Here is a 13,124-nt window from a genome sequence, read left to right as displayed (position 1 = left end):
AGGTTACTCATGCAACGCGTGATTTCGTGTCTTCTAGTCGCATTGATGGCTGCAGCGCCCCTGCAAGGGGTGGTCGCTCAAGAATTGAGCGAGGAACAAGTTGAGCGGTTCAAGGAATTGACCGACCTCGGTAATAAGAAATACGAGGAAGGCGATTATAGCGCCGCCGCGCAAGCCTTCATCGATGCGTATCAAATTCGTCCGATCTCCAACATTCTTTATAACGTCGGCCGCATCTACGAGCAGGCCGGGCAATTAGAGAATGCCCTTGAGTACTTTGAGCGCTTCGTGAAGTCGCCAAATGTTGAGCAAGAATCGCGTGCCGACGCGCTCGAGCGCATCAAGACGATCAAAGGCGTGCTCGAACTCGAGGAAGAAGAGGCAACCGAAGAGAATGCTCAGACCACCCCACCGCCGGCAGCACCCGCTGGAGAGCCTGATCGTACCGTGTCGTACATCGTGCTCGGCAGCAGCGCGGTTCTCCTTGGTGGCTCACTCGCGTTCGGTTTCTTAGCCTCTGGCGAATACGACACGTTTGAGAACGCAACCACACTCCAAGAGCGGCGGGATGCGGCAGACTCCGGGTCCACGTTTTCAATCGTCTCGGACAGCTTGCTCATCTCGGGGATTATCGCCGCGGGTGTTGGCACGGTCCTATTCTTTACAGCGAAACCCAGTGAAGGCGGCGTTGCAATCGCCCCATATGTGGGTCAACACGAAGCAGGCCTCGGCCTCTCACTGACCTATTGATTACGAGGAAACACATGACGAGCTTAGTAAAAATTAGTCTCTTGTTGGGCCTTATTGCCCTCTCGGGATGCAGCTTGCGCTACGACTTTGCCGAGTGCAAAACCGACGGCGATTGTGAAGCCCTCGAGCAATCCGGCGAACTTCTTCAGTGTGTGAGCGAAGAATGTGTGCCGATTACCGGCATTGAGTGCCGGACGTCCGCCGATTGCACCGATCCCGTACGTAACACCTGCTCGGCGAACCAATGTGTGGACCCCAACCCGGTATCGGATATGGGCGAGCCAGACATGACTGAAAACGATATGGGCGAGGACATGACTGAGCCGGATATGCCTGAGCCGGATATGCCGGACGATATGGACAACCGACAGGCCTGTACTCAGAACGTCGAGTGTGCAGACCTCGAGGGCGATAACCTCTGTATCGAAGGCTTCTGCCAGACGCTTGAGTCTCCCAATTGTGCGCCTGTGATCGTGGGCGATGAGCTCGAAGCCACCCGAACGATCGTGCTTGGCTCCATCCTTCCGAAGACCAATTTCGTGGATATCGGCCCGCCGCTTGAGCAGGCGATTCGACTAGCTGTCAAAGAGGTGAACCGCACCGGCGGTCTTCCGGACGGCACCAACGTTGTATTGGTTGTGTGTGATGACGAGGGTCAGAACTCCATCGCACGAGCCGGCGCACGGTTCCTTATTGACGAGTTGAAGACGCCGGCGATTGTGGGCCCCATCTTCTCTGAAGCTGGCCTAAGTGTGTTCAATAACGTGGCGAAAGACGCAGGCGTCATGATGATGCTGCCTACGGCTAGCGTCCCTAGTTTGACTACGCTTATCGACGACGGTCTCGTGTTCAGAACCATTCCGTCTGACGTGCTCCAAGCTCGAGCGTTCTTTGAGCGCGTGCGTGAACTTCACGCTCAGCAGCCTCGGCGTATTCTCGTCTTCGTAAAAGATGATGCGTATGGACAGGGACTCTCGGGCCAGCTCTCCGGTGGTGGCTCGAACCTTAGCACCATCGTGGGCGCATCGAACGTGTACTACGTCTCGTACCCAGACTTCGCGCCACTTTCTCAGGAGGAGCGCGGCCAGGCAGTGGCTGCGGCCGTGAGCACGGCGCTTAGTCAGTTCCCGAATCCGAACCTTATCCTCGGACTCGGAACGACCGAAGTCTCGGCAATCCTTTCCGGTTATTTCGGTGAAGCAGGCCCGATTCAAACCATCGTTTCACACGGTGGTGCGCCTGGTCTCGCCACCATCGGCCTAGCCTCGAATGGCGCCCTCACAGACAACCAGACCGTGACGGCAATCGGTCCGAATATTTTCGATACCTTGAATTACCCCGTGTACCTTGCGCGCTTCGAGCAGGAGTACCCAGGCACTCCGCCGACCACGATCTCGACCATCACCTACGATGCGACGATGTCTGTTCTTTTGGCGATGGGCGCGGTTCCTGCGGGCGAGGCGCTCACCGGGGCCAATATCGCGGCCGCGATGCCTTCGATCGCGGATAAAGACGGCACCAAGGTTTCGTACGGCGATGATGCCGACTACTTCAATACCGCGAAGGCGATCCTGCAGGCAGGAAATACCATCGACTTCCGAGGGGTCAGCGGTGAAGTCGACTTCGACAGCAATGGCGATATTCGCTCAGGATATCTCGGGTTCACGGCATTCTTGAATCCGAACACGAATACCTACGACCTCGCTCCTTATCGCGCGTTCCAGTTCCTTAGCCCAACGGCAGGACTCTGGGTGACGCTCTGCGGTGGTCTGCCAGTCGCTCCTCCGTTTGCGACATGCCAGGACTCGAACTTCGCGTGTGTTCCTGTCAACGCTGAAGGCACACAGGCGTGTCTGCCTCTTTGCGATGCGCAAGACCCCATGTGTCCGTCGGGCCTGACCTGTACCCCGATTAGCCAAACCGCAGCCGTCTGCGCCCCTTAACACCCGCCTCGCCATGTGCCGACTCTTCGGCTTTCGCTCGGTCATCCCGAGCCAAGTCCACCAAAGTTTGATCAGCGCCGAAAACGCGCTCGTGGTCCAGAGTCAGCATCACCCGGATGGCTGGGGCGTGGCCTATTACGTGGCCAACGCTCCGCACGTCATCAAGAGCGCTGACGGTGCCGTGGACGACCACCTTTTCAAACACGTCTCAGGGATTGTGGCGTCCGAGACGGTGGTAGCGCACGTGCGTAAGGCCACAAAAGGGCAGCTCTCGCTCATCAATTCGCACCCGTTTCAATTCGGTCATTGGGTCTTTGCCCACAACGGCGATATCCCAAACTTCCCCGAGCAGCGCGAAGCCCTCCTGGCCCATATCCCTCCCGTCAAACAGCGCTACATCCTTGGAACCACGGATTCTGAGGTGCTCTTCTACCTGCTCCTGACGCAGATGGAGAAGCGCTCCGACATCCATCAGCGCGGATATGGAGTGGGCGAGCTTAGAGATGCGATTCGTGAGACGGTGGCCATCGTGGCCGAGGTCACGGGGCTCGACCCCTATCTGGAGTCTGACAAACTCTTTATGAGCTTCATCATCACCAACGGTGAGACGCTCATGGCCCACCACGGCGGCAAAGAGCTCCACTACAGTACGTACAAGGTCAAATGCCCGGAGCGCGACCTCTGCGCAAGCTACGCGCCGTGCTGCGAGGCGCCATCACAATCGGGTTTTGTAAACCATCTGATCGTGAGCTCGGAGCCGCTTCAGGGCTACAACGTCTGGCACACCATGTCCCCTGGGGATATCGTTGGAATCGACTGGCGAATGAAGATGGTAGCAGCGTAGACGCTACTGACCACTTGTACCAGGGGCACACTTGGCGGCCATCTCCATCAGGTTGGTGAGCGCCTGATCATCGCGCGAGAAGTCGATGTCCGTGGTGTCTACCTCGAGGAGAGGGGTATCCTCATAATGCTGGAAGAACTGGTTGTAGAGCGACCTGAGACGCTCCAAATAGGCCGGATCCATATTCTGCTCATACGAGCGCCCACGCTGCTTGATACGGCCTAGAAGCACGTCTAAGGGCGCCGTCAGGTGGATGACCACGTCGGGCTTTGGAACCTGTGTGGTAAGGATATTGTACATGCGATCGTAGAGCGAAAGCTCGTGATCGTTGAGCGTCAGGCTCGCAAAGAGGCGGCACTTCACAAAGAGGTAGTCGCTGACTGCGATTCGCCCAAAAAGGTCTTCCTGCGCAAAGTCCTCCTGTTGCCGATAACGGCTCAACAAGAAGAACATCTCGGTTTGGAAGGCATATCGTTCTTGATCTTGGTAGAAATTGGCCAGAAACGGATTTTCCTCAAAGATCTCAAGGACAGTTCGCGCTTTGTATTGTTCAGCCAAGCGGGTCACGACGGTCGTTTTACCCACGCCGATTGGGCCCTCGACCACGATATATCTGGGGAGAACAGAACTCATGATTTAGCACACTCGGGGCAATGCTCCCCGTCAAGCGGGACTCCACACTCACACATCCGACCAACAACTTGTGCTGGAACACCAATGACCAATGCATACGGCGGAACGTCTTTTGTGACAACCGCTCCGGCACCAACCATGGAAAATTCTCCGATTTCCACGCCACAAACAATCGTGGCATTGGCTCCAATCGTGGCGCCGCGCCGGACCACGGTCTTGCCGAATTGGTGGCGCCTTGAGACGTGTGCTCGTGGGAACTTCACGTTCGTAAACACCACGCTCGGCCCCACAAAGACCTCATCTTCAAGGCAGACGCCCTCGTAGACCGACACGTTGTTCTGCACGCGCGTGCCTGCACCGATCTCTACACCCGGGCCCACGTAGACGTTTTGCCCGAGGACTACGCGTTCGGCGACCTTTGCGCCGGCGCACACGTGGACAAAATGCCAGATCTTGGCGTCGGGATGGATCTCTGCCCCGAGATCGATGATCGCACTCTCGTGAATCATCGGTGCCGACCTTTGCTCTTGGCCCGCAAACTCTTGCCGAGCGGCATGTTGGCGTCCGCCTCAAGGTCCCAGGCATCAAAGCCAGTCTCGTCCTGCAAGTAGTGTTCAGCAATCGGGCCTAGCATCGCCGCATTATCCGTGCACAGGCGAGGCGGCGCGAAATACACGCTGACGCCCTTCTTCGTGGCTTCTTCCACCGAGACCCTTCTGAGCGCCGAATTACACGCAACACCGCCCGAGAAGACCAATCGCGGAACCTTATGCTTCTTGCACGCCTCCAAAGCCTTCATCACGAGCACGTCCACAACGGCCGCTTGGAAAGACGCCGCAAGATCGCTCAGCGCCTGGCCTTCAGGGATTCCATTGGCCTCCACATGCTGCAGAACGGCGGTTTTTAGCCCCGAGAACGAAAAATCAAAATGCTTTCGCGTCCACATAGGCCTCGGAAACTCAATGGCTTCGGGGTTTCCGGTGGAAGCGAGCTGGTCGATCACCACGCCACCTGGATACGGGAGCCCAAGGAGTTTCGCGACCTTATCAAAAGCCTCGCCCGCCGCATCGTCGCGCGTTCGGCCCAGAAGCTCGTACTCACCGAGCCCGCGGACCACGTACACATCGGTGTGGCCACCGCTCACAATGACGCCGATATACGGAAAAGCTGGGCGCTCAAGCTCGGGCAAGTCCAGGAGCACCGCGGTCAGATGACCTTCAAGGTGATTGACGCCAATGCACGGTTTATCGTGCGCAAAGCCCAGAGCCTTGGCCGTCTCGATTCCAACCAGAAGGCTACCCACGAGGCCCGGCCCGGAGGTCACCGCGAACCCATCGATATCCTTGAGCTCAACGCCTGCCGTGCCCAACGCCTCCTCGATCACACCCGTGATATCAACCACGTGGGAGCGCGATGCGAGCTCCGGGACCACGCCGCCATAGCGTTGATGCACCGGAATCTGGCTTGCAATGATATTGCTGAGAATGGCCCTTCCATCACGAATCACCGCGGCGGAGGTCTCATCACAGCTCGACTCGATAGTCAGAACGAGCATGGTTTAATTGAGGGATGAAGGTTCTCTAAAAGTACGACTTCAGGATGGCCCGAACTTCGTCGGCCTCTTTACCGTTGGGCTTGAGCTGCAGGAACTTTTCATATGCACCCTTCGCCAAGTCACGCTTGCCGTCTAGCTGGTAAGCAGCCCCGAGGTCAAGATAGAGATTTGCAGGTCGGTAGCCCGATTTCTCAGCCCGCTTGAAGTGCTCAATCGCATCACTATTTCGCATGGAGCCAAACGCCGCCTGGCCCTGCAGGTAGGCGACTTTGCCGTTATTCGGCTCCACCTCAGCAAGTGCCTTGGCCTCATCGAGTGCCTTCGAATAATTCTCGGATCGAATCAGCCTTTCGACGCCTGAAATTCTGGCGGCGACGGTCTTTTCTCCCGTGTCTTCGGGCTCGGTTGGCTCAGCCTTCTCGGCAACTTGCGGTTCCTCAACGGGCTCCTCAACCTTGACTTCCGGCTGTTCGATTTCAGGCGTCTCGGTTGGCTCAGTAGTCTCGGTGTTGAGCGCGACTTCCGTAGGTTCGGCCAAGTCTGCGCCCGCATCCACCTCAGCTCCTGCGTCTGCGCCCGGGATCACACCGGCGAGCAGCATGGCGGTTTCGGTAGCCTGGGCGTCCACATTCTGAGCCATTGCCGCAGCGGCGACGTCTTCCGACTCAGGCTCAACTACAGGCTCAACGGGCTCGGAAGGCACCACGATTTTGGTAGGCTCAGGCTCAGTTTGAGTCGGAGTCGCAATCGGAGCTGGTTCTGGAATCGGGTCCTCTTGGGAGGCGTAGATCACAAAGCCAACCAAGGCCACGAGCGCGACGCCAGCTGCATAGACGACCCATGGCACTGCGGGTTTGTCTCCCACCACACCGAAATCATCGGCCGACATATCGGACGGGGTCTCGTTGAAGAAGCTCTCAGTGGGGTCTAGCGGGTCGAGCTCAACGGTATCGAGGTCTGCCGTAGAACTCGGAGCAGGACGTTTTGCGCCAGGCTTGAGCTGGTACGACGCCGTCACTAGCTCGCCATCTTTCGAATGGCGAGGCACGTCGAGAGTCTCGATTTCGGCGATCTCTAAGAGGTGATTTTCATCACCAACCGGCGTGCTTTCGGGCTCCGATTCCTCACTCAGATGCGTCAGCTTATGTGCAGGCGAGGTGAGTTCCTTGGTGATGCGCTCCGAAGATGGCGCCTCTTCCGGATCGGATTCGATCTCGCCTGGAAAAGGTGTGGTGGACCATGCCTCATCAACCTCTTCCTGGGTGGCCATCGGCTGTGCCACATCGATACCTTCGGGCGGGCCACCGAGCGTCTCGGTGTTTTCCTCTTGCCCGGCCTCTTCGGCTTCTGGGACCTCAGGGAGATCCTGATTACCCTCGTCTTCAAAGACTTCGGCGTCGCTGACTTCGCCATCGTGATGGAAACGGTTCCACGCCTCGTCGGTGTTGAGCGCGTCTGAGGTGGCGGTGGTTTTGAGCTCGGCTCCCGTTTCCTGACCGCGATTCTCGGTGAAGAGCCGTGCTACGGCTGGGCCGGCGAGCTCAGCGGTGGAAGCCTCATCCTCTTCAACCTCATCGTCCTCATCATCTTCGATAGGCTCAGAAGGCTCTAAGGTCTTGGTGGTAAGCGCGGGCGTGGTCATTGGCGTGTTCTGCCGTTGACGGCGCGGAGCCTGCTCAAGACTATCTTGACTATCACCACTATCAGAAGGTGCAGCCTCGACCTCTTGGGTCTGGCGCCTGCCTTCTTCTTCTGCCTGAGATTGTTCAATAATCTCGTCGGTAATCTCCGGAAGCTGAGGTGCGGTGCGGCTCACAGCATCACGAAGTGGCTCAGTGACACGTTTTTCACGCGCATAACCATCGGCGTTTCCGAACCCCATATCGGTCTGTTTGGGGTTGAGGTGCTTGGCCTCTTCTTCGCGACGTGCGCGCTCGGCCGCCTCGATCTCTTCAGCGAGCGTGGTCTTGGGGCCGGCCGCGGGGAGTGAACCTGAGTCGCGCGAAATGCTCGGCACGGCTCCAAGGGTAGCCTGACGAGAATCGGCCAGCTGACGAGCCTCTTCTTCACGGCGTCTGGCCTCATCTTCCTCGATTTTCTTGATCGCCTCGTCGGGATCTTGTTCTTCGAAGTGGATCTTCCAACTGCCCGTATTTCTGGGGCTCTCATCGGTGTTCGCAAACGCGATATCCTCGTCGAGAGCACGCGAAACCGCACCGAATTTCGGCGAGGTGTCTTCGCGTTTGCGATCTACGTCTTGCCCCTTATTCTCGAGCCACATCGCGAGGTTCGACCGCTGAACGCCACGCACCGTCACTGCGGTTGAGTTCGTGTCCCTCAGGAGCTCGTCATCGAGCAATTTGCGCACGATTTTGAGCGAGGTCACATCGTCAAGCGGGCTGTCATCGAGCACGTCTCGCACCGATCTCACCCCGTCAAAAAGCCGCACCACGCGGGCGACCTCAGCAGGCAACGAATCAAGAATGGCCGGCAGACGTTGATAATCCGCCTCGAAAGTGCGCTCGAGGTCCATTTCAATGGTTAACTCGTTCCACTCTTCGAGCCTGCGGATGCCTTCTAGAAGGAGCTCGCTGGCGTTCTTCTCCACGCGATCAGGGCGTTTAACCGTCTCCCGATACTCGATATTGAACGTGCCTTCGGGCCAGAGCATGAGCCGATAGATGGCCTCTTCGCCCTGCAGTTTCCCACAGATCGCGTCGAGGATATTTCCGTCTCGGAAGTAGACCACAGCTTCGCGGCCTTCACGTCGAAGACGAATACAGCCGGATTTGAGCTCTTCCTCGATCGATTGCAAAAGGTCGATCATAGTGATCTGCGCGAGATCACCATTAAACTCCTCCACGCTCGCCTCGCTCATCTGCTCACGCGATCGCTTCTGCAGGAGGAGCTCCACGCGGGTGGTGACTTCTTTGATATAGACGGGCTTGGTCAGATAGTCGTCGGCACCAAGCTCAAACCCCCGCATTTTCTGGGGGAGCGAGCGTTCTTCAGTCAGGAAAATAAAGGGTAGATCGCGAGTAAAATCAGAGGCCTTTAGATCGGCCAAGAACTCGAACCCGTCACCGCGTGGGAAACGGGTATCGCAGACGATCAGATCGGGTTGTTCAATCTCGATGAGGTGACGAGCATCCTCTGGCGAGTCAGTCAGAGCGACACGATAGCCAGCCTTCTTGAAGCTAACCTCAAGTACTTTCTGACTTTTTGTGTCCGCATCTACGATGAGGATCGTTTCGTTCGCCACGCCCGAGCTCCTTTTGTCCCTGTTGGAAGATTGCCAACTTGCGGCATCTTAGTATCAGGTGCCCGACCTCACAAGTTCCGTGTGTGCGAAACTCGTGCGGACGGTTCAGCGCGCACCAATGATTTGCTCAAGATCGAATTGACCAGCATCGATCATCTTTGCGCTTCCCCTTCCGTACACGGTCAAATCGGGGAACGCATTATCTTCATCCTGGTCGAACATATAGTTGGCCATAACCTCAACACCGGATGGATCCACCAACCAGAGTAAGGCGTAGGCGATGACGAAGCCTTCTGGCTCGTCGAGGTCGTAAAGAATGCCGGATTCGGCCTTGTCGATGAGTGCCGGAATCATGCGTTCGACTACGCGCCCCTTGTACTCAGCCACGCTCGCCACATCGATGGCGTTCCGATTTCGGGTATCCACGAGCACCATATGGCCCTCGTTGCCGACGGTTTGGTTGTTGAGGCTCACGGCCGCGATATCTTCGAGATCCGCCCACTCCACGGTGGCGAGCGCGTAAATTTGCGCGAGCTCATCGAGCCTGCCTGAGCGCCGCTCGATAAAGTCATCGGCCTTGTCTTGACGCCGCTCAGCATCTGCGACTCGCTCCACAGCCATCAGCCTCAAGACCTCCTCGAGACGGGCGCGGAATTCCTGATGTTTACCAATGGTCATCATCTCGTGCATGGCGTCATGGGAGAGACGGATCTGGGTGACCATCTTGCCCTTAGGTCCAAAGAACGCCACGTCGGGGCGATCATTTCTGAACGAAGACTCGACCTTGAAATTGAGCAATTCCTGAGCGATCTCTCTGGCACTATTGGCATCCGAAAAACCTTGTGCAAGGGGCCCAGCAAGCGCTGCTTCAGCGGCGCGCTCTACGTTTGCCCGCTCAGCCAAAACGTCGGCGTTCTCCGGCAGGCCGGCCAGGCACTCACGGTAGTCGCGATCGGTGATCGTAGAGTTGTTTGGACGTGGGCAGTAGTTATCCACGTAATGAGCCAGCGCGTCGGCTTCTGCACCTACGCCGCTCCAGATTGGGTCGAAGCCCACCACGTAGCCGAGGAAGGGGTCGACGTGATCGAGCATTTGGTCTCGCTCGAGGAAAGAATCGCCCTCACGAAGCGTGATCCTCGCGTTGACGAGCGCCTCGGTGACCTGCCCTCCCGTGCTCTTGATGGACACAAGGTTGCGGTATTCCCAGGCGCGATCGGTGAAGAAGAGGCCGGACTTTTCTTCGAGCTCGGAGAAGAGAATCGTCTGATTGTCGCCGTCTGCTTCGATATGGATGGTGCCCGTGTTGTAGCCATTGGCGCGGTAGAACTCCATGCCGAGGAAGCGGAAGCCCACGTAATTGCTCTCGGAGCGCGAGTCCTTGGTGAAATCCAACTCCTGAACCACACCCGAGCCAGGGCGGATCGAAAGGGCCTGAGCGAGGCGGATATCGCCCCGCATCGCCTGGGCGAGTGCTTGTTCGACCTCGGGCGTGGCCGTCTGAGTGTTGAACCGGAATCGCGCCACGGTGAGGCGTTGAGAGCTCGAGCTCGTTGTCGCGGAGAGTGACGCGTTCAGGTGCGTATTGAGCTGCTTTTGGAGCGCCTTTTCGGCGATCTTGGTGACGTTGAGATCCTTGATACCGAGGTCTAAATTGGCAGCGGGCAGTCCCGCAACGCCCCATCCCGAGGTCAAAGCCACCGAAAACGCGCGAATCGCCTGCTCGTCCAAACCCACATCAACCCATGCGATATCCGATTCCCCGCGGATGAGCTGGACGTCGAGCTTGCCGCTCAATCCTACGCGGGCACCGAGGCTAAGCCGGGCGTTGAGGACCACGGCATCGGCGATGGTGCCCAAAAGGAAAGGCACGCCGACCCCGAGGTTGAGCCCGAGAGCGCCGTTCGCACGCATCGAGAGTGACTCGCCTGGCGCCATGGACTGCACGTCCGCAAGGCTTCGGGGAAGCACCCAGCCGCGCGCGGCGCGAAGGGCCTCGAGCGGGTTATCTACAAGGGCGTCGTTTGCGTCATCATAAGGCGCGATAACCACGGTCTCGATGGCGGCGCTGGCATCAAAGCCTACATTTCCAACCACGCCGTCGCCTGCGTCGATGCCCCAGTTCGGCCGAAGCGCCGGCCCGATTTGGAAGTGCGACTCAGCCCAGAGCACATCGCGCTCAGCCGACTGCGCCTGACGCAAACCCACCACATGAGAGGCTAAGGCCGACTCGCCGAAACGCTCGGTCAGGCCTGCGCGAAGCTCCGAGAGTTCGTGGATCACCGTTTGCCCAAGGAGCGTGCGGCCGGTTCCGTATAGTGCGGTGTTGCTAAGTTGGATGTTCGAGTACGGGATGTCTTGGAGTTGGTCGTTGAGCGCGTCGTCGGCCAGGCCGGCACCGAGCACCGTGAGGTCGCCCAGATCCACGTTCTTCATGTCGTCAAAGGCGTCTCGGAATTTGTCTGAAAGGCCGTCACATTTGGGGCCGGAACACACCACGGGCTCTGCTTGAGCGGGAGTTTCTTCGGGCGTCTCGTCGGTCAGACATCCAGCCAGAGCAAACACAGACCACGACACCAACATCCATTTCTTAAACATTCGCACTCCGAAATTTCGCAAATTCTGAGCACTTCCTAGCAGAACGGATTTGGTTTGTACACGTTTGCGCGGCTGAAGAAGCCTGAAAGACTAACTCAGTTGGGATTTGAGCGCCGAGATACTCTGGCCGACTTCGGTGCCGCGGGAGAGTTCGTCTTCCATGCGACGGCATGCGGCAAGCACGGTGGTGTGGTCTTTGCCGCCGAACTTCTTCCCAAGCTCTGGGAAGGACTCGTCGGTGATGGTCCGGGCGAGGTACATCGCGACCTGGCGAGGGATGCTGATATCGCGTGAGCGCTTGGCGCCTTTGATATCCGCAGGCTTGATGCCGAAATACTGAGACACCTGGCGGATGATGCGGTCCACGGTCATGCCTTTGCCATCATCGAGATTCATGCGCTTGAGCATGTCTCGCGCAAAATCGAGTGTCATCGGCATGCGCATCAGGCTCGCCTGTGCTCCGAGACGAACCAGCACGCCCTCGAGCTCGCGCACGTTGGAGCGCACCGCACTCGCGATGAGCATGGCCACATCTTTGGGCAGCGGGACGCCGTCTGCTTCGGCCTTCTTCTCAAGAATGGCCACGCGGGTCTCGACGCTCGGAACCTGAATATCAGCGGTCAGGCCCCACGCGAAGCGGCTCGCGAGGCGGTCCTCGATGCCCGGAAGCTCGCGCGGCGGCTTGTCCGAGGTGATGACGATCTGCTTGCCCATCTGGTGAAGGCTGTTGAACGTGTGGAAAAACTCTTCCTGCGTCGAATCTTTGCCGCCGATAAACTGGATATCGTCGATGAGCAGAATGTCGCACTGATTGCGGAACTGCGTGCGAAAGTTGTTCATGTCCTTTTGCCGAAGCGAGGTGATCAGCTGGTTCATGAAATCTTCGGCGGAGAGATAGAGCACGCGCTGAGTTGGGTCGCGTCGAAGAACCTCAATGCCCACTGCCTGCAGAAGGTGCGTCTTACCGAGCCCAACACCGCCAAATATAAAGAGCGGGTTGTAGGTTTGAGACGGGTTCGTGGCCACGGCCTGACACGCGGCGTGTACGAATTGGTTCGACGAGCCGACCACGAATTCTTCAAACGTATAGCGAGGGTTCATGCCCGCTTGATGGGCGAGCTCTTTCCAGTCTTTGCGTGGGACCGCAATTTCGAGTTGGGTAGCTTTGACCTGTCGTGCTGCGGCTTTCGGCGAGTCGATGAGCACGGCCTGCGGCTCATGGATGTCGATTCCTTGGACGTCGAGCTTGAGTTTCCAGACCCCGGGAGTCACGGCTTCGAGCGCTTCTTGAATGAGGTCGACGTAGTTGTCTTCGAGCCAGGCTTTGTTGAAATCATCGATCACCGAGATATGAACCCAGCGTTCAACACCTTTATCTTCGAACCTGGTGACCTCGAGAGGTTGAAACCAGGTTTCAAAGTTGTGTTGACTCACTCGGTCTTTCAAGTGACGAAGGGCAGCTTGCCAGGTCTCCAACATAGATACTTGCCGTGGGACAGGGGTCACAAAACGGGTCGAAACAGGGGGCGCAGAGCTAAATGA

Annotated in this window: 9 protein-coding genes; 3 read left to right on the top strand and 6 right to left on the bottom strand. The window is 57.8% G+C overall.

Annotated elements, in window-relative coordinates:
• Positions 1–9 precede the first annotated feature (9 nt).
• From FRD01_RS13830 to FRD01_RS13820, 3 genes are read left to right on the top strand one after another with little or no spacing between them, the layout of a single operon-like run.
• Positions 10–750, top strand: coding sequence for a tetratricopeptide repeat protein (locus FRD01_RS13830; RefSeq protein ID WP_146960582.1), 741 nt, complete (start codon positions 10–12; stop codon positions 748–750).
• Between the two features lie 14 nt (positions 751–764).
• Positions 765–2,693: an ABC transporter substrate-binding protein gene (locus tag FRD01_RS13825; protein WP_146960580.1), complete on the top strand. Its 1,929-nt coding sequence runs from the start codon at positions 765–767 to the stop codon at positions 2,691–2,693.
• Positions 2,694–2,706: 13 nt separating this feature from the next.
• Complete coding sequence (locus FRD01_RS13820; protein ID WP_146960578.1) at positions 2,707–3,537, top strand: class II glutamine amidotransferase; 831 nt, start codon at positions 2,707–2,709, stop codon at positions 3,535–3,537.
• A 3-nt stretch (positions 3,538–3,540) separates the two neighbouring features.
• Here the strand turns inward: FRD01_RS13820 and FRD01_RS13815 are convergent, their stop codons facing one another.
• From FRD01_RS13815 to dnaA, 6 genes are all read right to left on the bottom strand, one after another.
• Positions 3,541–4,170, bottom strand: coding sequence for a deoxynucleoside kinase (locus FRD01_RS13815; protein ID WP_146960576.1), 630 nt, complete (start codon positions 4,168–4,170; stop codon positions 3,541–3,543).
• Positions 4,167–4,679, bottom strand: coding sequence for an acyltransferase (locus FRD01_RS13810; protein ID WP_146960574.1), 513 nt, complete (start codon positions 4,677–4,679; stop codon positions 4,167–4,169). Before FRD01_RS13810 ends, FRD01_RS13815 begins: the two co-directional genes overlap by 4 nt.
• A complete protein-coding gene (gene tsaD / locus FRD01_RS13805; RefSeq protein WP_146960573.1) occupies positions 4,676–5,725 on the bottom strand; it encodes a tRNA (adenosine(37)-N6)-threonylcarbamoyltransferase complex transferase subunit TsaD in 1,050 nt (349 codons plus the stop codon). The genes FRD01_RS13810 and tsaD overlap by 4 nt, the downstream gene beginning before the upstream one ends.
• Positions 5,726–5,750: 25 nt before the next feature.
• Complete coding sequence (locus tag FRD01_RS13800) at positions 5,751–8,987, bottom strand: response regulator (protein WP_146960571.1); 3,237 nt, start codon at positions 8,985–8,987, stop codon at positions 5,751–5,753.
• 105 nt (positions 8,988–9,092) lie between these two features.
• On the bottom strand, positions 9,093–11,582 hold the full coding sequence (locus FRD01_RS13795; RefSeq protein WP_146960569.1) for a hypothetical protein: 2,490 nt from the start codon (positions 11,580–11,582) through the stop codon (positions 9,093–9,095).
• A gap of 90 nt (positions 11,583–11,672) precedes the next feature.
• Positions 11,673–13,061, bottom strand: a complete 1,389-nt coding sequence (gene dnaA, locus FRD01_RS13790) for a chromosomal replication initiator protein DnaA (RefSeq protein ID WP_283808643.1) — start codon at positions 13,059–13,061, stop codon at positions 11,673–11,675.
• Positions 13,062–13,124 lie beyond the last annotated feature (63 nt).

The sequence above is a fragment of the Microvenator marinus genome (genome assembly GCF_007993755.1).
Lineage (GTDB): Bacteria > Myxococcota_A > Bradymonadia > Bradymonadales > Bradymonadaceae > Allomicrovenator > Allomicrovenator marinus.
The sequence above is the reverse complement of the archived record's forward strand: the minus strand, read 5'-3'. Positions and strand labels throughout refer to the sequence as shown.

What these genes read in the sequence shown, in the direction of transcription:
- dnaA (WP_283808643.1), bottom strand. Translation starts at nt 13,061, where the DNA reads ATGTTGGAGACCTGGCAAGCTGCCCTTCGTCACTTGAAAGACCGAGTG.
- FRD01_RS13820 (WP_146960578.1), top strand. Translation starts at nt 2,707, where the DNA reads ATGTGCCGACTCTTCGGCTTTCGCTCGGTCATCCCGAGCCAAGTCCAC.
- FRD01_RS13815 (WP_146960576.1), bottom strand. Translation starts at nt 4,170, where the DNA reads ATGAGTTCTGTTCTCCCCAGATATATCGTGGTCGAGGGCCCAATCGGC.
- tsaD (WP_146960573.1), bottom strand. Translation starts at nt 5,725, where the DNA reads ATGCTCGTTCTGACTATCGAGTCGAGCTGTGATGAGACCTCCGCCGCG.
- FRD01_RS13795 (WP_146960569.1), bottom strand. Translation starts at nt 11,582, where the DNA reads ATGTTTAAGAAATGGATGTTGGTGTCGTGGTCTGTGTTTGCTCTGGCT.
- FRD01_RS13810 (WP_146960574.1), bottom strand. Translation starts at nt 4,679, where the DNA reads ATGATTCACGAGAGTGCGATCATCGATCTCGGGGCAGAGATCCATCCC.
- FRD01_RS13830 (WP_146960582.1), top strand. Translation starts at nt 10, where the DNA reads ATGCAACGCGTGATTTCGTGTCTTCTAGTCGCATTGATGGCTGCAGCG.
- FRD01_RS13825 (WP_146960580.1), top strand. Translation starts at nt 765, where the DNA reads ATGACGAGCTTAGTAAAAATTAGTCTCTTGTTGGGCCTTATTGCCCTC.